Annotated in this window: 21 protein-coding genes; 17 read left to right on the top strand and 4 right to left on the bottom strand. The window is 52.8% G+C overall.

Annotated elements, in window-relative coordinates; translation table 11 throughout:
* The first annotated feature begins 5 nt into the window (after window positions 1-5).
* From LZ463_RS07155 to LZ463_RS07130, 6 genes are all read left to right on the top strand, one after another.
* Window positions 6-1,187, top strand: a complete 1,182-nt coding sequence (locus tag LZ463_RS07155; RefSeq protein WP_241454936.1) for an acyl-CoA dehydrogenase family protein — start codon at window positions 6-8, stop codon at window positions 1,185-1,187.
* Window positions 1,184-1,603, top strand: a complete 420-nt coding sequence (locus tag LZ463_RS07150; RefSeq protein ID WP_241454935.1) for an acyl-CoA thioesterase — start codon at window positions 1,184-1,186, stop codon at window positions 1,601-1,603. The genes LZ463_RS07155 and LZ463_RS07150 overlap by 4 nt, the downstream gene beginning before the upstream one ends.
* A 97-nt stretch (window positions 1,604-1,700) precedes the next feature.
* Window positions 1,701-2,099 (top strand): RidA family protein, encoded by a 399-nt coding sequence (locus tag LZ463_RS07145; RefSeq protein ID WP_241454934.1) that lies wholly within the window; start codon window positions 1,701-1,703, stop codon window positions 2,097-2,099.
* Window positions 2,096-3,631 carry a 3-hydroxyacyl-CoA dehydrogenase gene (locus LZ463_RS07140; protein WP_241454933.1) on the top strand — a complete coding sequence of 512 codons (1,536 nt, stop codon included), beginning with the start codon at window positions 2,096-2,098 and terminating at the stop codon, window positions 3,629-3,631. Before LZ463_RS07145 ends, LZ463_RS07140 begins: the two co-directional genes overlap by 4 nt.
* Window positions 3,632-3,723: 92 nt before the next feature.
* Complete coding sequence (locus tag LZ463_RS07135; RefSeq protein WP_241454932.1) at window positions 3,724-4,899, top strand: acyl-CoA dehydrogenase; 1,176 nt, start codon at window positions 3,724-3,726, stop codon at window positions 4,897-4,899.
* 143 nt (window positions 4,900-5,042) lie between these two features.
* On the top strand, window positions 5,043-5,774 hold the full coding sequence (locus LZ463_RS07130) for a potassium channel family protein (protein WP_241454931.1): 732 nt from the start codon (window positions 5,043-5,045) through the stop codon (window positions 5,772-5,774).
* 55 nt (window positions 5,775-5,829) lie between these two features.
* Here LZ463_RS07130 and LZ463_RS07125 read toward each other — a convergent pair whose 3' ends face one another.
* Entirely contained in the window at window positions 5,830-7,470 is a 1,641-nt protein-coding gene (locus LZ463_RS07125) for an isovaleryl-CoA dehydrogenase (RefSeq protein WP_241454930.1), read from the bottom strand.
* Window positions 7,471-7,571: 101 nt separating this feature from the next.
* Between LZ463_RS07125 and LZ463_RS07120 the strand changes: the two genes are divergently transcribed.
* The 6 genes from LZ463_RS07120 (at window position 7,572) to LZ463_RS07095 (ending at window position 13,432) form a co-directional block, all read left to right on the top strand.
* A complete protein-coding gene (locus LZ463_RS07120; protein ID WP_241454929.1) occupies window positions 7,572-8,210 on the top strand; it encodes a TetR/AcrR family transcriptional regulator in 639 nt (212 codons plus the stop codon).
* A gap of 9 nt (window positions 8,211-8,219) precedes the next feature.
* A complete protein-coding gene (locus LZ463_RS07115) occupies window positions 8,220-10,484 on the top strand; it encodes a DNA polymerase III subunit gamma/tau (protein ID WP_241454928.1) in 2,265 nt (754 codons plus the stop codon).
* A gap of 78 nt (window positions 10,485-10,562) precedes the next feature.
* Complete coding sequence (locus LZ463_RS07110; protein WP_241454927.1) at window positions 10,563-10,889, top strand: YbaB/EbfC family nucleoid-associated protein; 327 nt, start codon at window positions 10,563-10,565, stop codon at window positions 10,887-10,889.
* Window positions 10,890-10,891: 2 nt separating this feature from the next.
* Window positions 10,892-11,488, top strand: coding sequence for a recombination mediator RecR (recR, locus tag LZ463_RS07105; protein WP_241454926.1), 597 nt, complete (start codon window positions 10,892-10,894; stop codon window positions 11,486-11,488).
* A gap of 11 nt (window positions 11,489-11,499) precedes the next feature.
* The gene (locus tag LZ463_RS07100) at window positions 11,500-12,165 is read left to right on the top strand and encodes an HD domain-containing protein (RefSeq protein WP_241454925.1); all 666 of its coding nucleotides are present in this window, start codon (window positions 11,500-11,502) and stop codon (window positions 12,163-12,165) included.
* Between the two features lie 19 nt (window positions 12,166-12,184).
* On the top strand, window positions 12,185-13,432 hold the full coding sequence (locus LZ463_RS07095) for a CaiB/BaiF CoA transferase family protein (RefSeq protein ID WP_241454924.1): 1,248 nt from the start codon (window positions 12,185-12,187) through the stop codon (window positions 13,430-13,432).
* Between the two features lie 113 nt (window positions 13,433-13,545).
* Here the strand turns inward: LZ463_RS07095 and LZ463_RS07090 are convergent, their stop codons facing one another.
* Complete coding sequence (locus LZ463_RS07090) at window positions 13,546-14,148, bottom strand: MarC family protein (protein WP_241454923.1); 603 nt, start codon at window positions 14,146-14,148, stop codon at window positions 13,546-13,548.
* A 39-nt stretch (window positions 14,149-14,187) separates the two neighbouring features.
* Window positions 14,188-14,838, bottom strand: a complete 651-nt coding sequence (elbB, locus tag LZ463_RS07085) for an isoprenoid biosynthesis glyoxalase ElbB (RefSeq protein WP_241454922.1) — start codon at window positions 14,836-14,838, stop codon at window positions 14,188-14,190.
* Between the two features lie 250 nt (window positions 14,839-15,088).
* On the opposite strand from elbB, the gene LZ463_RS07080 reads away from it, so the two are divergent.
* From LZ463_RS07080 to LZ463_RS07070, 3 genes are all read left to right on the top strand, one after another.
* A complete protein-coding gene (locus LZ463_RS07080; protein ID WP_241455155.1) occupies window positions 15,089-15,280 on the top strand; it encodes a DUF1289 domain-containing protein in 192 nt (63 codons plus the stop codon).
* A 790-nt stretch (window positions 15,281-16,070) separates the two neighbouring features.
* Window positions 16,071-16,838: a hypothetical protein gene (locus LZ463_RS07075; RefSeq protein WP_241454921.1), complete on the top strand. Its 768-nt coding sequence runs from the start codon at window positions 16,071-16,073 to the stop codon at window positions 16,836-16,838.
* Window positions 16,839-16,938: 100 nt separating this feature from the next.
* On the top strand, window positions 16,939-17,685 hold the full coding sequence (locus tag LZ463_RS07070; RefSeq protein WP_241454920.1) for a metal-dependent hydrolase: 747 nt from the start codon (window positions 16,939-16,941) through the stop codon (window positions 17,683-17,685).
* A 211-nt stretch (window positions 17,686-17,896) separates the two neighbouring features.
* On the opposite strand, the gene LZ463_RS07065 is transcribed toward LZ463_RS07070, so the two are convergent.
* Entirely contained in the window at window positions 17,897-18,097 is a 201-nt protein-coding gene (locus LZ463_RS07065) for a hypothetical protein (protein WP_241454919.1), read from the bottom strand.
* A gap of 179 nt (window positions 18,098-18,276) precedes the next feature.
* Between LZ463_RS07065 and LZ463_RS07060 the strand changes: the two genes are divergently transcribed.
* Both LZ463_RS07060 and gspG read left to right on the top strand, forming a co-directional pair.
* The gene (locus tag LZ463_RS07060) at window positions 18,277-20,535 is read left to right on the top strand and encodes a xanthine dehydrogenase family protein molybdopterin-binding subunit (RefSeq protein ID WP_241454918.1); all 2,259 of its coding nucleotides are present in this window, start codon (window positions 18,277-18,279) and stop codon (window positions 20,533-20,535) included.
* 252 nt (window positions 20,536-20,787) lie between these two features.
* On the top strand, window positions 20,788-21,249 hold the full coding sequence (gene gspG, locus LZ463_RS07055) for a type II secretion system major pseudopilin GspG (protein WP_241454917.1): 462 nt from the start codon (window positions 20,788-20,790) through the stop codon (window positions 21,247-21,249).
* Window positions 21,250-21,256: the final 7 nt, after the last annotated feature.

Raw genomic sequence — 21,256 nt, 5'->3', positions numbered from 1 at the left:
ATGTCATGTCTGATAACAGCTATCTCGATTGGCCTTTCTTCGACGACAAACATAAACAATTGCAACGCACACTCGATGCCTGGGCTGCCGACAATCTGAGTGATCACCATGACAGCGATGTGGATCAGGCCTGTCGTCATCTGGTGGCGCAATTGGGTTCCGCAGGCTGGCTGAAAAACGCAGTAGGCGGCACAGCTTATGGCGCTGATGCAGAGGTGATCGACACCAGGGCAATTTGCCTTATACGTGAGACCCTGGCGCGGCATTCTGGCCTGGCAGATTTTGCTTTTGCCATGCAGGGCTTGGGTTCCGGTGCGATCAGCCTGTTTGGTACTGAATCCCAAAAACAGTCTTACCTGACCAGGGTGGCCCGTGGCGAAGCGATTGCTGCCTTTGCCCTGTCAGAGCCTGATGCCGGTTCAGATGTCGCTGCCATGCAATGTGCGGCGGAATTTGTTGACGGTGCAGACGGTGGTCACTACATCCTGAATGGCCAGAAAACCTGGATTTCAAATGGAGGTATTGCCGATTTCTATGTCCTGTTTGCCCGCACCGGTGAAGCACCAGGTGCACGTGGCATCAGCGCTTTTATCGTTGATGCCGGGATAGAGGGTTTTGAGATTGCCGAGCGTATAGATGTCATTGCGCCGCATCCTCTCGCGCGACTGCAATTCGATCACTGCCGCATCCCGGCCAGCAAACGTCTGGGGGAAGCAGGGCAGGGTTTCAAGGTGGCGATGGCAACGCTGGATATTTTTCGCACTTCGGTCGCTGCTGCTGCCCTGGGTTTTGCCCGTCGTGCCATGGATGAGGCTTTGCGCCGCGCCACTACACGAAAAATGTTTGGCCAGACCCTGGCAGACTTCCAGTTGACCCAGGCCAAGCTGGCGCAGATGGCAATCTCTGTCGATAGCTCTGCGCTGCTGATTTACCGTGCTGCCTGGCAAAGAGACCAGGGTAAAAAAGTCACCAAGGAAGCGGCGATGGCCAAGCTGGTAGCGACCGAGAGTGCGCAGAAAGTCATTGACGATGCTGTGCAAATATTTGGCGGTATGGGCGTCGTCAGTGAAGTCACGGTAGAACGCCTGTATCGTGAGATACGATCCTTGCGTATCTATGAAGGTGCAACCGAGGTACAGCAGTTGATCATTGCCAGGGAAATGTTAAAGGAATTTACCGCCTCATGAAATTTACTTCCCAACTGGCGATACGCTTTGCTCACTGTGATCCGGCCGGTATCGTGTTTTACCCGCGTTATTTTGAAATGATCAATGGTGTTGTGGAAGACTGGTGTGCTGATGGACTGGGCGTGAGTTTTCACGAGATGCACATCCGGCGCAGCATAGGTTTGCCTACCGTGCATATAGAAACGGACTTTATCAAGGTGGCTGAGTTGGGCGAAATTCTGCTGGCAGAATTAAGTGTTATTAAACTTGGTGCCAGTTCTGCAGAAGTGGAAATATTGATCAGTGGCCCGCAACATGATGCACGATTGAAAGCCAGGCTGGTGTTGGTCATGATGGATTTAACATTGCGCAAGGCTGTTGCCTTGCCTGATGAGCTGCGCGATGGCATGAAAAAATATCATGCTGATATTGCCTGAAAATTTGTTCGCTTATAGTAAAAACTGGTAATTTGGATTATTAAAAATGGCAGGCATGTATGAAGCTGCGTGGTCTGCTGTTAAAGAAAGGGTATATATGGACATCTTGCAACCTGCTGGCTGGGCCAGACCGCGTGGTTATTCGAACGGAATAGCGGCCAGTGGCCGTACTGTCTGTGTCAGCGGCATGGTCGGCTGGGATGCAGAATGCGTTTTTCATTCCGACGATTTTGCGACGCAGGTTCGGCAAGCTTTACAGAATATCGTCGAAGTGCTGGCTGAAGCAGATGCCAGGCCAGAGCATATCGTACGCATGACCTGGTACGTGACCGACAAGAAAGAATATATCGGTGCCTATAAAGAAATTGGTGAAGCTTATCGTGACATCATTGGCCGTCACTATCCAACCATGACTGCAGTCCAGGTCAGCGCCCTGATCGAGGACAGGGCCAAGGTGGAGATCGAAGTCACCGCTATCGTGCCGGAGCCAGCATGAAAACCGGTATAGGCGTGGTGGGCGTCGTTGGCGCAGGCGCCATGGGGCGCGGTATTGCGCAAATTGCAGCCCAGGCTGGTTACAACGTACTCTTGTTCGATGTACAGGCAGATGCTGCAGAAAAAGCCCGCCAGCTGATAGAAGAGCAGTGGCAAAAAATGCTGAACAAGGAAAAGCTCAGCGAAGAAGAATACCAGGATGCGCTGGAATGCCTGCAAGTCGTCGAGAATTTGCAAGGGCTGGCCGACTGCGACCTGGTGATCGAAGCCATCGTCGAAAAACTTGAAGCCAAGCGTGGCCTGTTTCAGCAACTGGATGGTATCCTCAGTGAATTCTGCATTCTGGCAACCAATACATCCTCACTGTCAGTAACGGCAATTGCGACTGGCAGCAAATGGCCGGAACGTGTTGCCGGCCTGCATTTTTTCAATCCCGTGCCATTGATGAAAGTGGTGGAAGTGATTAACGGCCTTTTGACAGGCGAGAGTGTTGCACAAAAACTGGTGGATTTTTCCAAACGGGTAGGGCATTTGCCTGTACGCGCCAGGGATACCCCAGGTTTTATCGTCAATCATGCAGGACGTGGCTATGGCACGGAAGCCTTGCGCATCTTGCAGGAAAATGTCGCCAGTTTCCGCCAGATAGACCAGATCATGCGTGAAGCGGCTGGTTTCAAGCTGGGGCCGTTTGAATTGCTGGACTTGACCGGCCTTGATGTTTCACATCCCGTGATGGAGGCAATCTATCACCAGTATTATGAGGAACCACGCTACAGGCCCAGCGTCATCACGGCCCAGCGTCTGCATGCCGGTGTATTGGGTCGTAAAAGCGGCCGTGGTTTTTATGCCTATGCAACGCATGAGGCAGATGAGACCGAGGCAGAGGTCGGGCCGGCGTGGTCAGGCAGTGTCTGGATAGACCGGGGTAATCCGCAAGCCACAGCGGTGCTGACAGACCTGTTCGAACAATGCGGGGCAGAAATTGAAACTGGTGACAGACCGTCGGGCACCGCATTATGCATAGTCAGCCCGGATGGGGAAGATGTCAGTACCTGTGTCGTCAATGCATGCCTGGACGCGCGACGCACTCTGGGCATCGATAGCCTGCTTGATTGTAAAGGGCACATCAGCCTGATGACAAATCCCGCTACAGATGTCGATATCGCGTTGCAATGTCAATCCCTGCTGCGTCGTGGCGGACTGGGTGTCAGTTTGATACAGGACAGTGCCGGTTTTGTCGTGCAGCGTATATTGGCGACAATTATCAATATTGCCTGCGACATCGTGCAACAGGGGATTTGTAGTCCGGCCGACCTTGACAAGGCGGTGGTATTAGGCCTGGCTTATCCCATGGGGCCGCTGGCTTGGGGCGACAAACTCGGCGCTTCGCGTATACTACTGGTTTTACGCAACTTGCTGGACAGCACCGGCGACCCGCGTTATCGCCCCAGCCCCTGGCTGGTACGCAGGGCGCAACTGGGTTTGTCTTTGCTGCATGTACCTGGGCAAATGCTGGATCAGGTAACTCAATAAGATTGCATGAAAATAATCTGCATGCTTCCCTTTTCTGATGAGGGGCATACAGGGAAAACAAGAAACAAACATAATTCAAACTGGAGAAACAGATGGCCAAGGCAGTATTTAGTTGGGAAGACCCCTTGTTATTGTCCTCACAATTGACTGAGGAAGAGCGCATGGTGCAGGATGCTGCACGCGCCTATTGTGAAGAAAAGCTGGCGCCACGCGTTCTTGAGGCTTTCCGTCATGAAAAAACAGATCCGGCCATTTTCCGTGAAATGGGTGAGCTTGGTTTGCTGGGGTCCATGATTCCTGCGCAATATGGTGGTGCCGGCCTGAATTATGTCTGTTATGGCCTGGTGGCGCGTGAAGTGGAACGTGTCGACTCTGGTTACCGTTCCATGATGAGCGTGCAAAGTTCGCTGGTCATGGTGCCTATCAATGAATTCGGCAGTGAAGCACAAAAACAAAAATACCTGCCGAAACTGGCGACGGGCGAATGGATAGGCTGCTTTGGCCTGACCGAGCCCAACCATGGTTCCGACCCTGGCAGCATGGTGACGCGCGCCAAGACCGTACCTGGCGGTTACTCCCTGAGCGGCGCGAAGATGTGGATCACCAACAGCCCCATCGCCGATGTATTTGTGGTTTGGGCTAAAACTGACGATGGTCGCATTCGCGGTTTCATTCTGGAAAAAGGCTGGAAAGGCCTGACTGCACCCGCTATCCACGGCAAAGTGGGCTTGCGTGCTTCGATTACTGGTGAAATCGTCATGGATGAAGTGTTCGTGCCTGAAGAAAATCTCATGCCGGGTGTGGAGGGCTTGAAGGGACCATTCACTTGCCTGAACTCTGCCCGTTATGGCATCGCCTGGGGTGCATTGGGTGCGGCAGAATTCTGCTGGCATACTGCACGCCAGTACACGATGGACAGGCTGCAATTTGGTCGCCCACTGGCAGCCAATCAACTGGTGCAAAAGAAACTGGCTGACATGCAGACAGAAATCACCCTGGCATTGCAAGGCTGCCTGCGCCTGGGGCGCATGAAGGACGAAGGCACGGCAGCGGTGGAAATCACTTCCATCATGAAGCGAAATTCCTGTGGTAAATCCCTCGATATCGCCCGCACCGCACGTGATATGCTCGGCGGTAACGGTATTTCTGATGAATTTGGCATTGCCCGCCATCTGGTCAATCTTGAGGTGGTCAATACTTACGAAGGTACACATGACATCCATGCCCTGATACTGGGGCGCGCACAAACCGGTATCGCTGCTTTTTAAAATAGCATTTCTTTTAAGTCTCTGGCAAGCCATCACTGCGCAAGTGATGGCGTTGTATTTTTATTTGCATGGAGTCACAACTGTTCGCAACTGTTTTGAGGTACCGCAAAACAGGATGACAAGCCGCTTGCGAAGATGCGTTGATGAAATTTCCGGTTACCCAACGATTCTGGAACAGGTTGCCTCGCCCCCTGCTGTTGACAGGGTTGGTGCTGACCATTCCTGCATTCTATTTGCTGCTGGCAGGTGCTGGCCCGGCCATGCGCTCTGCTGGCCATCTGCTTTATGGGTTCTGTGCCATGCTGATGGCTGTGGACACTGCCATGCAATGGCGCAAGAACAGACATAAAAGGCGCAAGAGCGGGAAGCTGTTGCTGGACCTGTTCATCATCATTGCCTGTCTGTTCAGTGTCATACCTACAGGAGATGTGTGGGCTACCTGGGAATGGCTATTGCGCCTGGGTTTGTGTGCAGCCATCCTGTTACGCCTGGCAACACTTGTATTACAAAAGGTGAAGCCAAGCCACCTGGTGCAGATGCTGGGCCTGGCCATGCTGATGCTCAGCACAGCGGGGGCCGGTTTTTACTGGCTCGAACCAAATGTACATGGCTATGCTGACGGCGTTTGGCTGGCATTCACCACAATTGCCACTGTCGGTTATGGTGATATTGTCCCATCGACGCCAGCTTCCAAGATATTTGCCGTGTTCATTGTCTTGCTTGGCTACGCCATGTTTTCCATCGTCACCGCCAATATCGCTGCCTTGTTCGTGGAGGAGGAAGAAGCCAATCTGGAACGTCAATTGCACGCAGACATACGCAAGTTGAGCCAGGAAGTGGCAGCCCTCAGGGATGAACTGCGCAAGCGTGGGTAGAAGTCGATAGAATCAGGCGCAAAAGTCGCGTCTGCACCTGAGGTCAGGCAGGGTCTCAATTCATGAATGCACGCTCGATGATGTTCCCGGCGATGTCTGGTGCAATATTGAGGGAGCCATAGACGCGCCCCGCATGTCCATCGGCGCGTGTACTCAAAAAAGCAGACGCGATCTCTGTTTCTGCATAGGTACTCATCAGGTAGGCCTGGGCGGTCAAGACCAGCTTTTGTGTAATGCGTCTTGCATTCATTTCTTTCTGTCCTGCGGGGGCGAGCAGATCCAGGTGCAAATCCTGCGCCATGTGCCGGACTTCCGTTGACGCTGCATTTTCCCACGAGGCCAGTAATAACTGCATGCCTTCAGGATCGCGCTCCATGGCCCTTAATACGTCCAGGCACATCACATTACCTGATCCTTCCCAGATGGAATTGACCGGCGCTTCCCTGTACAGTCTGGCCATGGGGCCGGTTTCCACATAGCCATTACCACCCCAGACCTCCATGCATTCGCCGGTAAATTCCAGGGCGCGCTTGCATATCCAGAATTTTGCTGCCGGTGTCATGATGCGCTTCCAGGCGCGTTGCAGGGCATCGTCCGGTGCATCGAGTGCAGCTGCGAGATGCAACATCAGCCGGGTGGCTGCCTCACTTTCCAGTGCCAGGTCAGCCAGCACATTGCGCATCAACGGCTGTTCTGCCAGTTTCTTCCCAAATGCCTGCCTGTGACGCGCATGATGTATGGCCTGCACCAGGGCATGACGCATCAGGCCAGCACTGCCTATCACGCAATCAAGCCGGGTCAGGCCGGCCATTTCTATGATGGTGGGGATACCACGGCCTTCAACGCCAACCATGATGCCATAGGCGTCCTGGAATTCGACTTCGCTGCTGGAATTGGATTTATTGCCCAGCTTGTCTTTTAATCTCTGTACCATGACAGTATTCTTGCTGCCCTCGGGGCGCCAGCGCGGTACAAAGAAGCAGGACAGTCCGGCTTCCGTATTGGCCAGCACCAGGTGAGCGTCACACATGGGGGCGGAGAAAAACCATTTGTGACCGGTCAGAGCATATTCAGTGCCGCGCCCGCCGGAGCCTGTTGATCTGGCCGTGGTGGTATTGGTGCGCACGTCGGAACCACCTTGCTTCTCCGTCATGCCCATGCCTATCAGTATGGATGTTTTCTGGCTGATGGGCAGGTCGCGCGGATCATGCTGGCATGAATAGAGTTTGTCCCTGATCCCGGCAAACAGTTGCTCTTCTTTCTGCAATACCGGGATGGAGGCAAACGTCATCGTGGTCGGGCATAACGAACCTGATTCAACCTGGGATTGCATGAAATAAGCAGCGGCGCGCGCCACATGCGCACCAGCTTGCGGCTTGCTCCAAGGGCTGGCGTGTACGTCTTGTCTGCGCAATAAGCTCAGTAACTGATGCCAGCCAGGGTGAAAGTCCACCTTGTCAATGCGCCGCCCCTGGCGGTCATGCGTATGCAATTCGGGAAGATGCGTGTTGACCAGCGCACCGAGTTCCAGCACTTCGCGGCTGCCCAGTTCTTGTCCTGCCTGTGTCAGGCTGCTTTGATGCCAGTCAGCCTGATATAGCGTCAAGCCTGTCTTTAGAACCGTGTCACTAGTGAAAATATTGTACTCTTCCAGGTCGGGGACCTGATTGCTGATCTCATGGGTTTGCCACTGCATAGTCGCCTCGTGAAAATGTTGACCTGAGGTGAGTAGTGTAGCCCGATGGCAAACCGACCATGTTCGTCTTTGCTTCCCGCAAAAATAGCTTGGAAAAATAAATGAATGACACCGCCAGCCCATTGAAATTGAGGCGCAAGCCAGTGCAGCAACGTTCCAGGATGACGCAACAGGCGATTCTGGATGCCTTTGTTCGGCTTTTGGTGGAAAAAGGCTATGCAGACTTGACCATGCGCGACATTGCGCTGGTGGCAGGTGTGGGCTTGGGTACACTGTACGAGTACTTTCCCGGTAAAAAATCGATTGCAGCGCATTGCATCCACGAGCGTTTCAAGAGTATAGGTACTCAAATGCAGGTCTGGGTGGCCAGCCAGAGGGGCAAGCCTTTGCAGGTAATCATTGCTTACCTGATCGAGCAGATCATACATATGCATGCGGAAAAGACCGACGAATGGTCAGCCCTGATTTTTTTGGAAAGACAGATTTCCAACCTCGAAGCCTATGCCAGCCTGTATGGTCAGATAGTCGACATCTGGGAACTGGCTTTTCAGGCAAGTGATGATCGCCAGAATTACCCCGGCAAGAGCCCGGCCGTGGTCCATGCTGCCGTGTATGGCGTGTTATACCAGACTCTGATGCTGTCACCACAGAGCCTGCTGGAGGCAGAATTTCTTGCTCAAATGAAAAACTTGGTGTTGGGATATTTGCAAATCGCTGATCTGAGCGTCCGAATAAGGTAAAATCGCGGGATGTCCTATCAAGTCCTCGCCCGAAAATACCGCCCCAGGAGTTTTGAAACTCTGGTGGGCCAAGAGCACGTGGTTCGTGCCTTATCGCATGCACTAGAGCAGCAGCGGTTGCATCACGCCTATTTGTTTACTGGCACCCGTGGTGTCGGCAAGACGACGCTTTCACGCATACTGGCCAAGTCCTTTAATTGCGAGACGGGCATTACTGCCCATCCTTGCGGTGTTTGCGAAGCCTGTACGGCGATTGATGCCGGGCGCTTTGTTGACTATATAGAAATGGACGCCGCCTCGAACCGTGGTGTCGATGAAATGGCTTCGTTGCTGGAGCAGGCGATTTATGCACCGTCCAATGCGCGTTTCAAAGTCTATATGATAGACGAGGTGCACATGCTGACCAACCACGCTTTCAACGCCATGTTGAAAACGCTGGAAGAACCGCCTGAGCATGTCAAATTCATCCTGGCGACGACAGATCCGCAAAAAATACCGGTGACAGTGCTGTCCCGTTGCCTGCAATTTAACCTCAAACAAATGCCACCTGGTCATATCGTTGGCCATCTGGAAAACATTTTGGGGCAAGAGCAGATCGATTTTGAAGTGCCTGCCTTGCGACTTTTGGCCCAAGGTGCTCATGGCTCCATGCGTGACGCCTTGTCGCTGACGGACCAGGCGATTGCCTATGCAGCAGGCAAGGTCAGCCTGAATGCCGTACAGGGCATGCTTGGTGCACTGGACCAGTCTTACCTGATACGCCTGCTGGATGCCTTGTTGGCTCAGGATGGCAAGGCCTTGCTCGACGTTGCTGATGAAATGGCGGCGCGCAGCCTGTCTTATAAAGCTGCCTTGCAGGATTTGGGCAGTTTGCTGCATCAGATCGCCGTGGCCCAATTGGTGCCGGCTGCCGTGGCAGAAGATGTGCCCGAACGTGAGCAACTTGTGCGTCTGGCGCAAAGTTTTGGCAGGGAAGAAGTGCAGCTGTTTTATCAAATCGCCGTGCATGGCCGCAATGAGCTGGCCCTGGCGCCTGATGAGTATGCCGGTTTCAGCATGACTTTGTTGCGCATGCTGGCATTCAGGCCGGTCAGTGGTGAGCAGTTGGCATCCTCTCCTGCACCTGCGCCGTCTTCAGGCGGGCGGCCAGCTGTCCCGCTTGCCGGTTCGCCTGCGCAGAACAATACTCGTCCTGCGCCTGTCAATCATGGCTCAGGTAACGCTAACGGTAATGTTGTTAATCGTGGTACGACTGCTGCAAGTACCCCGGCAATGGCCGTCAGCCATTCATCCGCTACGCAAAACAGTAATGTCACATCGATAAATGTGCCGGTTGCAGCCACTGCACCTGTTGCACCCGCAACGCCAGAACCTGCAACACCGGCACCCGGGTCAACCAAAATCAGTCCTGTGATGGCAGCCCTGGCTGCTGCCCGTGCGGGTAGTGCAAAGCCTGGTGCCAGGCCCGCTCCCGTAGCTGAGGTCGCTGCCAGGTCTGAGCCTGCTACTGACAAACCGGTTCAGGTCGCTCCTGTAGCGCCTGTCGCCAAGGTGGCTCCGGTGGCGCCACCGCCTGTCAAATCAGCACCGGTTGTTTCCGCGCCGGCTCCGATGATTGCTGAACAGGATTTCCAGTCTGTGGGCATGGATGATATGCCGCCACCCTGGGATGAGGAAATGTTCTTTGAGGGTGAACCAGCCAGATCGGCAGTGCCTGCAAAGACACAAAATAGAAGCATTGAGTCAAGGCCGCATCCGGAAGTTGCCGTCATATCTGAGCCCGTCGCTGAAGTTGAGCAGCAGGCTGCTATAGCGACACCAGGTTTGAAGCCGGAAGCAGCAGTACTCAATACGGACCGCCAGATTTTCAATTCACCCGTCCCCGAACTGAACTGGGATGGTCATTGGCCTACGCTGGCGGCCAGTTTGCCAGTGCGTGGTGTTGCTCAGCAAATGGCACAGCAAAGTGAGTTGGTCAGTTGCAGACAGGATGGCAATGCTCATGTGTTCCGGCTGCGCCTGCCTTTGCAGACCTTGCTTTCTTCCGGTAGTGTAGAAAAATTGACGGCAGCTTTGTCTGAACGCTTTGACAAAAGCATACGCCTGGAAACCGAAATAGGCGCCGTTGAACAAACCGCCAATGCGCAAGCCGTCGCTGAGCGTGAAGTCAGGCAGCAGCAAGCTGAAGCATCCATACAGGCAGACAGTTTTGTACAAACTTTAATGCGCGAATTTGGCGCTACCATCGTCACAGGGAGTGTCCGGCCAGTGTGATATTCGAGGAATACATCGCGGCGGAATACTTAAAAAACTGGACTGAATTCATATTTTTAAAATTTTGGAGAAATGATCATGATGAAAAATCAATTGGCTGGCCTGATGAAGCAAGCGCAGGCAATGCAAGACAATATGAAAAAGGCGCAGGATCAACTGGCGCTGGTTGAAGTTGAAGGCCAGGCCGGTGCTGGCATGGTCAAGGTTGTCATGACTTGCAAGAATGATGTCAAGCGCGTCACCATTGACCCATCCCTGCTTGGCGACGACAAAGATATGCTGGAAGACCTGGTTGCCGCCGCTTTCAATGATGCCGTGCGCAAGGCAGAAGCCACATCCCAGGAAAAAATGTCTGCACTGACAGCTGGCATGCCTCTGCCACCCGGCTTTAAAATGCCATTCTGAGTGTGAAGAAACTCGGCAGTCTGGAAGCCTTGTCAGAGGCTCTGCGTCGCTTACCCGGCGTTGGGCCGAAATCTGCACAACGCATGGCTTATCATTTGCTGCAACATGACAGGGAAGGCGCGGCCATCCTTGGCATTGCATTGACTCATGCCGTGGAGCGTATACAGCATTGCGCATCATGCAATACTTTTACAGAGAGTGAAGTTTGCGAAACCTGTCAGGACGCAGCGCGTGACAGCAGTTTGCTCTGCGTGGTGGAAACTCCGTCTGACCAGATGATGATAGAACAGACCATGACCTACAAGGGTTTGTACTTCGTCCTGATGGGACGGTTGTCACCACTCGATGGCATAGGGCCGAAGGACATACACCTGGAAAAATTGATCAGCAGGGCTACCGATGGTGTTGTTCAGGAGGTGGTGCTGGCGACTAATTTCACGAATGAAGGTGAGGCGACTGCGCACTACATCAGCGAAAACCTCAAGGCCCGCGGTTTAAAAGTCAGCAGGTTGGCGCGTGGTGTGCCAGTAGGGGGCGAACTTGAATACGTAGACGCCGGAACGATAGCCAGGGCAATGCTGGACCGCCGTACGACTTGATTGCAAATACCATGTTTCTGATCCCGTCCGAGCAAAAAAACAAATTGCAACAGCAATGGTCAGACCTGGTACAGGAATTGGCTGGCAGTCAGAAACAAAGCAAAGAGGTATGGGCGCTCTTTGATCGCTATTATTCAGAGCCACAGCGCAGTTTTCATAATCTTTCCCATATACAGGCTTTATTGCGGCATGCTGATGAGGTCAGGTCGCATATTCATCATTTCCCTGTGGTTGCCTTGTCCATCTGGTTGCATGACCTGGTACATGACACGCGTGGCAATGACAATGAGCGTAAAAGCGCTGAACTGGCCTCTATCCTGCTGAGCCGCCTTGAAATAGACAGCAGCATCATTCTGCATGTGCAGCAATGCATACTGGCGACTGCCAGGCATGAAGTGCCCAAGCGTGGCATTGTTGCCGCTGATCTGCCACTGTTCCTTGACCTGGACATGGCAATCTATGGATCTGCCCCTGATGTTTACCAGCAATACAGTCGGGCAATACGCAATGAATTTCGCTGGCTGGAGGCGCCGCTCTACAGGGCAGGACGCATTAAGGTCCTGAAACGCTTTGCCGAACGTGAAGAACTGTTCTTCCACCCGGCAATGGCGGCGCAATATGATGCCCAGGCACGTGCCAATCTTGCCTGGGAAATCAAGAAACTGACTTTCTTCTGATTATTCTCTCTCTTTCACTATGCAACCACCAGCAAAAGCACATGGCCCGCTTGCGGGTATCAAGGTCCTGGAACTCGGCACATTGATTGCCGGCCCTTTTTGTTCACGTATGCTGGCCGAGTTTGGTGCAGAGGTCATCAAAGTGGAAGCCCCGGATGGCGGTGATCCCTTGCGCCAGTGGCGGGTGCTGAAAGATGGTACGTCATTGTGGTGGAGCGTGCAGGCGCGTAACAAGAAGAGCATTACCCTCAATATGAAACAGGCGCAGGCGCGTGAGATAGCCCGTCGCCTTGCCCAGGAAGCCGACATCATCATAGAAAATTACCGCCCCGGCGTACTGGAAAAATGGGAGCTGGGTTTTGAAGATTTGAAGTCAATCAATCCGGCCACTATCATGGTGCGCCTGTCGGGTTATGGACAGACCGGGCCGATGAAAGACTTGCCCGGCTTTGGTGCGATTGGTGAATCAATGGGCGGTTTGCGCTATGTCTCTGGCCATGCCGACCGGCCGCCTGTGCGCGTAGGTATTTCCATCGGTGATTCTGTTGCTGCCTTGCATGGTGTCATCGGCGCCATGATGGCCTTGCGCCACCGTGATGTGACAGGCGGTCGCTGGAATGGCAAGCAGGGCGAGGGTTGTGTGGCTGGTCAGGGACAGATGGTTGATGTGGCTCTGTATGAATCGGTCTTCAACTTGATGGAATCACTGGTGCCGGAATTTGATCATGCCGGCGTAGTGCGTGAGCGTACAGGCGGCGCCTTGCCCGGTATCGTGCCGTCGAATACTTACACGACAGCAGAGGGCGAGAACATTGTCATTGCCGGTAATGGCGATGCGATTTTCCATCGGCTGATGAAAGCCATAGACAGGGATGATCTGGCGCAGGACCCGGGCCTGGTGCGCAATGACGGCAGGGTGCCGCGTACGGCAGAAATTGACGCGGCAATCCAGTCCTGGTGCTCAGGCCGTGATATTGACAGTGCCTTGCAGGTATTGAAGGCTGCCGATGTCCCGGTCGGCAAGATATACTCCGTGCGCGACATGATGACCGACCCGCAATTTTTGGCGCGCCAGATGTTTGAGCAGCATGCTTTCGAAGATGGTTCGCCGGTCAAGTTGCCGGCGATCACACCCAAAATGTCTGCAACACCGGGGCAAACGCAATGGCTGGGGCCGCGGCTTGGTCAACACAATGATGAGGTTTTGCGCAATCTGGGCTATAGTGAGGCAGAGATTGTACAAATGATCGCAGATAAAGTGATATAGGGGTGAAAATGAATCGCCAGAACCTGAAGCAGTTTCTAATCGCACTGGCCCTGTTCCTGCTCGGTTATTTCACCTTTAACCACTAAAGTTACTAAATCTGTTGCCGGGCTGATTCAGCCCAAAGTCTTCAGGTAATCCCTGATACCTGCCAGCAGCATTTCGACCGACATTGCTGTCAGTATCAGGCCCATCAGGCGTTCAAATGCTGTCATGGCACGCACACCCAACACTTTTTGCATGCGTTCGGCGCCCAGCAAAACCACTAGCCAGACTATTGCTACCGCTGTCAATGCCGCCAGGTGGATGAACATGTCCTGGCGGCTGTCGGAAGAAAACAGCAGGACGGTCGCCAATGCAGAAGGACCCGCCAGGGCAGGGATCGCCAGCGGGACAATAAAAGGTTCATGCCCGTCTTCGACATCGCCAAAGATACCTCCCTCCTGAGGGAATACCATGCGCAGGGCGATCAGGAAGAGGATTACCCCGCCGCCTATGCGCAGAGACACTTCGGTCAATTGCAGGGCGATCAGAAAGTGCTTGCCAAAAAACATGAATAGCAAAAGCAGGCCAAAGGCAATCGCACATTCACGTACCACAACACGCCAGCGCCGTTCAGGCGCCACGTGGGACAAGGCACTGACAAAGATGGGGACGTTGCCGAACGGATCTGTCACCAATATCAGTAAAATCAGGGATTGAAAAAAATCTTGCGTCATGCAGGCCTTGTTTTGATGTAATGAATATCTCTGGCCTGATCAGATCAGCGCCAATGTAGCATTGACTGCGGCCTCAATGCCAATGGCGGCTTCGGCAATGTTTTCAGCCAGCATATAGGCCGGTGTGCTGACAACTTTTCTTTGTTTGTCAATGACAAATTCTTTCACCGGACAATTCACATGCTGTCCGCCCATGGCGCTGACTGCTGCGGCCGTATCAGCGTCCGTGCCTATGGTCACCGAAGCGCCCGGACCGTACACTTGCGGGATCATGGCCGGTGCGATGCAGATATAACAGGCCGGTTTGCCAGCCTGCGCAATGGCTTTGGCAAAACGCAAGACATCCGGCTGTATCTGGCAATCGACCCCCTTGAAGGCAAAGTCGGACAGGTTCTTGGCGGCGCCAAAACCACCTGGAAAAAACACTGCAGCATAGTCAGCTGCGTTGGCCGCGGCAATATCCTTGATCTTGCCGCGTGCTATGCGGGCAGACTCAACCAGGACATTGCGGCTTTCACCTTGGGCGACCTGACCGCTCAGATGATTGATGACATGTGCCTGCGCAATATTCGGGGCAAGGAATTCTGGTTCTGCACCTGCTTTGACCAGAGACAGCATGGTCAGTACGCTTTCATGGATTTCAGCGCCGTCATAGACGCCGCAACCCGACAGGACGATGGCTACTTTCATGATGTGCCTTTGCGATTTGTGTTGGAAGGGACAGGAAAGCGAGTAATTTTCCTGCTAATGGCGCATATGTGTCAATAAACCTGACCGGTTTTCAGAAAATAGAATGGATAGTCGAGCGCAATTGCTGAAAAACCATTTACTATGGAAGCCCAAAAGACGAACGGCCGTATTATTTGTGTGGGAACAGTCTTGCAGTAAGCTTAGGCTCATTTTATGAAAATGAATCAAAGCACAGGACCGGACGATAATGATGAAAATGGAAAATAAAGAAAGACCTGACACACCTTGTGTTGCTGTTTGCTCAACAACATTTGATGATGTATGTCGTGGTTGTGGCCGTACTGTTGCCGAAGTAGCAGAGTGGGTATTCATGACAGATGAGCAAAAAGAAGTAGTCTGGACCCGCATTTTGTCTGAGGGATACCCCAGACGGAACAACTAGTAGACGATAAGAGTGGCGAGAGTGAAAGGCATGTGCCCGGCGACCAGGGTAAGAAGCAAAGCGCAGTGATAGTGGGGCTATCGAGAGTATTGGCGACGCCGCCATGGTCGGCGGATACATAAACATCCTGATTTTCACTGTTACAGGCCACTGATATGTGTGGGATCTGCCAAGTCCGTCGATAAAATTCTTTGTTTCTTGCAGCGTATTGGTAGCAGAACGGACAGCATGCCGACGGTTGATGATGGCGCATGCTATCCCCTTGTTTCCTCGCGCCCTGGTACAAAAATCTCTCGTCGCTATATCTCCGGCAACAAGCTGGCAGATGCCCTGGTTCATATTCGTGAACTATGCAGAAGATCAATCCCATCTCATGAAGAACATGTGGCGCGACAGAAGCGCTATCAACGCCGCATCGCATCGCGTCGACACAGTTTGAATTTCAAATGCTGCTTGGGGCGAGTCGTTGTGTGAACGATTGCTGGGGATGGGATTTTGTGTGCGTATCTCTATCTATGTTCCTTATGGTGAGAACCGGTATGGATACAGCACTTGTCGAATGGAAGAGAATCCGCGTATTGCTGGCTATGTTTGCGAACACTGTTGGGACTTTGACGGATAGTGTGTTGGGTGCACCGCCTCCAGTGAATATGATGTGTAAATGAACTTCTCAGCAAGATAGTAATATTATCGATATATTTTATATATACTATGTAAATAAAACTTGTCATTGAGAGGTCACGACCCGATCCTATACTCGGCATTTTCGTTACTTTAGTCATCCACTTTTATGTCATTAACGATTGTGCCTCGCTTCCTTACCATCGACGACATATCTACGCTGCTGGAACTTGAATCCAGGCAATGGACATCAAACCAGGCTGCCAGTGCTGATAAGCTGCGTAAGCGCTTGCTTGATTATCCCAAATTATGTCTGGGGGCTTTTTGTTCTCATACCGGCAAAGCGCTTGCTTCACTGTTCATGCGGCCAATTTCACCGGAAGAAGTCGCGCACGCACGTCGCTGGGAAGATTGTGTCGAGGCAGCACACGATAGCACAGAAAGGAAGACCAGCAGTCTGTTCGGCATCAGCCTGACGAGTGTGGAGCCACGTGCAGTGGCAGCGCTGTTTTCTTTTTTCTGGCCACATGCATTGAAGAATGGATGGCGTCAGATTTATCTTGGCTCACCGATTCCTGGTTTTAAACGCGCACTGGAAAATAATCCCTCGCTTGATGCCAATACCTATGCACATTCACAAGCACGCGGTGGCAAGCTGCCGTTTGATCCACAATTGCGCTACTACTATGGCAAAGGTTTTACCCGCATCGTTGCCGTGTTGCCGGATTATTTTCCCCATGATGCCTCGCTTGATCATGGGGTATTAATCCAGGGAACTGTGCCGCTGTCACAACTGTGGCTGGTATGGCAGCGTCTGCCATTCAAGATCCTGAAGGTAATACTCCATTGTGTCGAGTATGTCGAAGATACATATGCAGAATATATGAAGCCACGCCCCGGCTTGAAAGACACACCAACCGGTGAAAAGGTGTCGTAATGAGGCAAAAAAATCAGATAAAAATCCAGACTGCACCACATCACTGCAATGCGCTGCAATGGGCTTTTGCACATGTACGTCTGATCAAGGATATCGTGCCATGAACACATCCTCAAACCCGGCAGCAACCGGGCTGCACACGCTGTGGTGGAATGACGGTGACGCATTCCGTTCGCGACTGTTCGACGCCATTTCGCTCTTGCTTCCCTGTGGTGAGCATTTTGTCGTGACGGCTGTTAACGACTGGCTCAACACAAACTCGCACAGCTCTTGCACACCACAGTTGCAATACGAAGTACAGCGCCTGGTCAGGGAAGAACAAACCCATTCGCGCGCGCATCGTCTGTATAACGAAAGAATGGCTACCCATGCACCAGCGCAACGGCTGGAGCAGCGTATTGAATCAGCCATGCAGCAAATGGCCGTGTGGACACTGCCGACCCGCATCGCTTTTGCTGCCGCGTTCGAACAGTTGACTGTGCTGCTGGCAGAACAGGTATTGCGGCCACACAATGTATGGCTGGGGCAGAATGACACGCAACAGACCCGGCTGTGGCAATGGCATTGCCAGGAAGAGATCGAACATCGCTACGTCGTGCAAGACGTGGCGGATGCGATGAAGATAGGGAAGCGCCGATGTGCGTTGATATTTCTGGTGGCTGCATGTTATCTTTTTACGGATATCACCTTTGCGCTGGCAAGCTTGCTGTGGACTGACATACGCGCCCAACGTGTCGGCATGGTACGCGTGAGCTTGCAGGCAGTCTCTTTCACCATACGTGCCATCCCCAGTTTGTTGCGTATGGCTGGCGCTGGCCTGCGCCATGTCGTCATGATTAAAAGCTGACGATGGAGGCTGCACATTTTCAACGGCTGGCGCCGACAGCGTTTCCGGGCGTGCAGCTATTGCGCCACCGTGCCGGGCCGTCCGTATTCAGGAGCCTGGCGGTGCATTGGCCCGCGGTGCAACACTGGGTTTTTGCCAGGCTGGCCGAACTTGCCCCCGACGTGCAAGCAAAGATGGTGGCAGGCAACCGCGAGCGGGGCCACTTGTTTCATCAACTCCACCTCAGGCGCTTATCTTGCGTCGCTTGATAAAGACCATGATCAAGGAAATCCGGCGGATCAGTTTTTTTGAGCACATCTGCCGTATTGGCGATCTCTCTCACGTAGCGTACCTCACCACCGGCCCGCGCTACTGAAACGGCTACCGTTGCTTTGTGCACATCCAGACCAACATATTTGCTAAACTGTTTCATTACCTGCATCTTCAATTTAGGCTCTGCACCTGGGGTTCTACTGAACCTCAAGCTTGACCCGTGTCACTTGATGTTTGGCAGGTTCAATACACGATGTCTGGATGTCTGGAATCAAAAAGGCAAATTGAGCATGTGCAGTAAAAACCATAAGAGAAAATAAAACAGACCGGAGACCAAATATGTCTGAACCTCAAAAAAAGTCCCGCCGCCACTTCGTTCTTGGCGGACTGGGTGTGGCAGGTGCTTTACTGGTTGGCTGGGGTATGCTGCCGCCACGGCAACGCCTGAATGCCAGTCAGCCACTTCCTGTGCACGACGGCGAGGTTGCCTTGAACGGCTGGATTGCGATTGCACAAGATGGCATGGTCACCGTTGCCATGCACAGGAGCGAGATGGGGCAGGGCATACATACGGCTTTGCAAATGCTGGTTGCCGAAGAGCTGGATGTGCCCATGAGCATGGTGAAGTCCGTGCATGTCCATGGCGACAAGATCTACGGCAACCTGGCTGCCCTGGCCGATGGCTTGCCTTTTCACCCCGACGATACGGGTAGCCTGAAGCGAGTCGCACACTGGATGACGCTCAAGTTTGCCCGCGAACTGGGAATACAGATGACCGGTGGTTCCAGCAGCGTCAAGGATGCATGGCAGCCCTTGCGCGAGGCGGGTGCTACCGCCAGGGCCATGCTGCTGGTTGCGGCGGCAAAAAAATGGAATGTCGCTGTTGACGAATGCAAAACGCAGGATGGATTTGTCACACATACTTCCGGCAAGCGCGCCGGCTACGGCGAACTCGCAGCAAATGCAGTACTTGCACAGCCGGCTGAAATTCACCTGAAACGTCCTGAAGAATTCAGGCTTATAGGCAAACCACTGGCGCGTACTGATGCTCTTGCCAAGAGCGATGGCAGTGCCCGGTTCGGCATAGACGCCAAGCCTGAAGGCATGTTGTATGCAGCCTTGCAGCAAAGCACGACTATAGGCGGCATGGTAAAACAATTCGATGCAGGCAAAGTGCTAGGCATGCCAGGCGTGACCCAGGTTGTGGATTTTTCCATGCCAAATGCAGTGTCTGGTGTTGCCGTTGTCGCCAGGTCCTATTGGCAGGCAAAACAGGCCCTGGCGGCCTTGCCCGTCAATTGGGACGCTGGTGCAAATGCAGGGCTATCAACCGAAGCCATCTTCAAGGATTTTGCCAATAAACTTGATACTGAACCTGGTCATGTCTATTACAAGACGGGGGACGTGCAAGAAACCCTGAGCGGAAAAACCATCGCAAAAACCATTGAGGCTGAATATCGTGCACCCTTTCTGGCCCATGCCGCGATGGAACCCATCAACTGTACTGCGCAGGTCAGGGACGGCAAGGTCAATATCTGGGTTTCTACGCAAGTGCCAGGTATCTGCGTTGATCTGGCAGCCAAGATAGCCAAAGTCAAACCGGAAGACGTCAATCTGCATATGGCATTTCTCGGCGGTGGTTTTGGCCGCAGGCTGGAGGCAGATATGGTTGCGCAGGCAGTGCGTATCGCGATGGATACCAAAGGCGCACCCGTCAAGCTGATCTGGAGTCGTGAAGAAGACATGAGCCACGACATGTACCGGCCCGCTGCATTGGCACGCTTCAAGGCTGGTCTTGATAGTGCGGGCAAATTGCTTGCTTATGATAACAAGTCAGCCTCTGGCGCCATTGCCCATCAGTTCTTGCAGCGGGCTTTTGGTTTTGCCGGCATGGGACCGGACAAGACCACGGCCGAGGGTGAATTTGATATGCCCTATGAAGTGCCGCACCAGCGTATTGCCCATGTGATCGTACCCAGTCCCGTGCCTATTGGTTTTTGGCGCTCTGTCGGGCATTCACACAATGCCTTTTTCAAGGAATGCTTCATCGATGAACTGGCGCATGCGGCAAACCAGGATGGCTTTGCTTTTCGCCGCCAATTATTAAGCAGGCATCCGCGTCATCTGGCTGTGCTGGACGCCCTGGCCGGCAAAATGACTAAGGCAGGTGAAGGGAGGGCGCAAGGCCTGGCTTTGCATGAGTCGTTTGGCAGCATAGTTGGGCAAGTCGCCGAGGTATCGATACAGGATGGTCAGATCAGGGTGCATAAAGTGATCTGCGTTGTTGACTGTGGTATGGCAGTCAATCCCAATATCATTGCCCAGCAGATGGAATCAGCGGTGGTGTTTGCCCTCAGCGCTGCCTTGTATGGTGAAATCAGCATTAAGGATGGCAAGGTAGTCCAGAGTAATTTTAATGACTATCAGGTACTGCGCTTCAATGAGGCGCCGGAAGTGGAAACTGTCATCATCAAGAGCGCCGAGCCGCCTCAAGGCATAGGTGAACCCGGGGTGCCGCCGTTGGCGCCGGCGGTCGCCAATGCCGTGTTTGCCTTGACGGGTAGGCGCTTGCGTAGTTTGCCCTTGAAATTGAGTTGAAATATACTGGTGGTAGTATGTGTGACTGTTTTTGAGTGTTTTTAGCCCATTTTTCTGTTAAATGTTTGCAAAATTTTACTTTTAAAGTGCAAAAGAGCAATTTTTTTACTTGCTTTGCTTACATTTTTGTTACTATTCGATACAGAAAACAGACAAATAGTGGAACTCAGGATTTATACTGCGTCGACGCAAGTTTGATTGCCAAGTATTATTTTTTGCATTTTTAGAAATTACAATTTAATTATTCAATTTATGTTCAATTTTTCTGCAGTCAAGCGCTCAGGCCGCAAGCCCAGGTCTGAACGTGGCTTTACCTTGATAGAGATCATGGTGGTGATTACCATCATCGCAATTCTGGGCGCATTCATGGTGCCCAGGCTGGTTGGTTACACGCACGAAGCCAGGGTAACGGCGGCCAAACAGGATATTTCAACCATCGTCAATGCGCTGAAAATGTACAAGCTGCAAAATCAGCGTTATCCAACGACTGAGCAGGGCTTGCAGGCCTTGATCGAAAAACCGACCTCCGGTCCACCGGCAAACTCATGGCTTGCTGGTGGTTACATAGAAAAATTGCGTAATGACCCATGGGGCAAACCCTATCAATACATGTCGCCAGGTATTCATGGCGAAATCGACGTGTTCTCTCTTGGTGCGGATGGTCAGCCAGGCGGCGCGGGTGAAGACGCCGATATCGGTTCCTGGGACTTATAAGCAGCTT

Origin of the sequence: Undibacterium paludis, from assembly GCF_022568815.1 — a bacterium.
Lineage (GTDB): Bacteria > Pseudomonadota > Gammaproteobacteria > Burkholderiales > Burkholderiaceae_D > Undibacterium.
Note: the sequence above shows the minus strand (reverse complement) of the source record. Positions and strands in the feature narration are given on the sequence as shown.

What these genes read in the sequence shown, in the direction of transcription:
- LZ463_RS07120 (WP_241454929.1), top strand. Translation starts at nt 7,572, where the DNA reads ATGAATGACACCGCCAGCCCATTGAAATTGAGGCGCAAGCCAGTGCAG.
- LZ463_RS07100 (WP_241454925.1), top strand. Translation starts at nt 11,500, where the DNA reads ATGTTTCTGATCCCGTCCGAGCAAAAAAACAAATTGCAACAGCAATGG.
- LZ463_RS07135 (WP_241454932.1), top strand. Translation starts at nt 3,724, where the DNA reads ATGGCCAAGGCAGTATTTAGTTGGGAAGACCCCTTGTTATTGTCCTCA.
- LZ463_RS07070 (WP_241454920.1), top strand. Translation starts at nt 16,939, where the DNA reads ATGAACACATCCTCAAACCCGGCAGCAACCGGGCTGCACACGCTGTGG.
- LZ463_RS07150 (WP_241454935.1), top strand. Translation starts at nt 1,184, where the DNA reads ATGAAATTTACTTCCCAACTGGCGATACGCTTTGCTCACTGTGATCCG.
- elbB (WP_241454922.1), bottom strand. Translation starts at nt 14,838, where the DNA reads ATGAAAGTAGCCATCGTCCTGTCGGGTTGCGGCGTCTATGACGGCGCT.
- LZ463_RS07130 (WP_241454931.1), top strand. Translation starts at nt 5,043, where the DNA reads ATGAAATTTCCGGTTACCCAACGATTCTGGAACAGGTTGCCTCGCCCC.
- LZ463_RS07065 (WP_241454919.1), bottom strand. Translation starts at nt 18,097, where the DNA reads ATGAAACAGTTTAGCAAATATGTTGGTCTGGATGTGCACAAAGCAACG.
- LZ463_RS07125 (WP_241454930.1), bottom strand. Translation starts at nt 7,470, where the DNA reads ATGCAGTGGCAAACCCATGAGATCAGCAATCAGGTCCCCGACCTGGAA.
- LZ463_RS07140 (WP_241454933.1), top strand. Translation starts at nt 2,096, where the DNA reads ATGAAAACCGGTATAGGCGTGGTGGGCGTCGTTGGCGCAGGCGCCATG.
- LZ463_RS07145 (WP_241454934.1), top strand. Translation starts at nt 1,701, where the DNA reads ATGGACATCTTGCAACCTGCTGGCTGGGCCAGACCGCGTGGTTATTCG.
- LZ463_RS07075 (WP_241454921.1), top strand. Translation starts at nt 16,071, where the DNA reads ATGTCATTAACGATTGTGCCTCGCTTCCTTACCATCGACGACATATCT.
- LZ463_RS07080 (WP_241455155.1), top strand. Translation starts at nt 15,089, where the DNA reads ATGAAAATGGAAAATAAAGAAAGACCTGACACACCTTGTGTTGCTGTT.
- gspG (WP_241454917.1), top strand. Translation starts at nt 20,788, where the DNA reads ATGTTCAATTTTTCTGCAGTCAAGCGCTCAGGCCGCAAGCCCAGGTCT.
- LZ463_RS07155 (WP_241454936.1), top strand. Translation starts at nt 6, where the DNA reads ATGTCTGATAACAGCTATCTCGATTGGCCTTTCTTCGACGACAAACAT.
- LZ463_RS07090 (WP_241454923.1), bottom strand. Translation starts at nt 14,148, where the DNA reads ATGACGCAAGATTTTTTTCAATCCCTGATTTTACTGATATTGGTGACA.
- LZ463_RS07110 (WP_241454927.1), top strand. Translation starts at nt 10,563, where the DNA reads ATGATGAAAAATCAATTGGCTGGCCTGATGAAGCAAGCGCAGGCAATG.
- LZ463_RS07060 (WP_241454918.1), top strand. Translation starts at nt 18,277, where the DNA reads ATGTCTGAACCTCAAAAAAAGTCCCGCCGCCACTTCGTTCTTGGCGGA.
- LZ463_RS07095 (WP_241454924.1), top strand. Translation starts at nt 12,185, where the DNA reads ATGCAACCACCAGCAAAAGCACATGGCCCGCTTGCGGGTATCAAGGTC.
- LZ463_RS07115 (WP_241454928.1), top strand. Translation starts at nt 8,220, where the DNA reads ATGTCCTATCAAGTCCTCGCCCGAAAATACCGCCCCAGGAGTTTTGAA.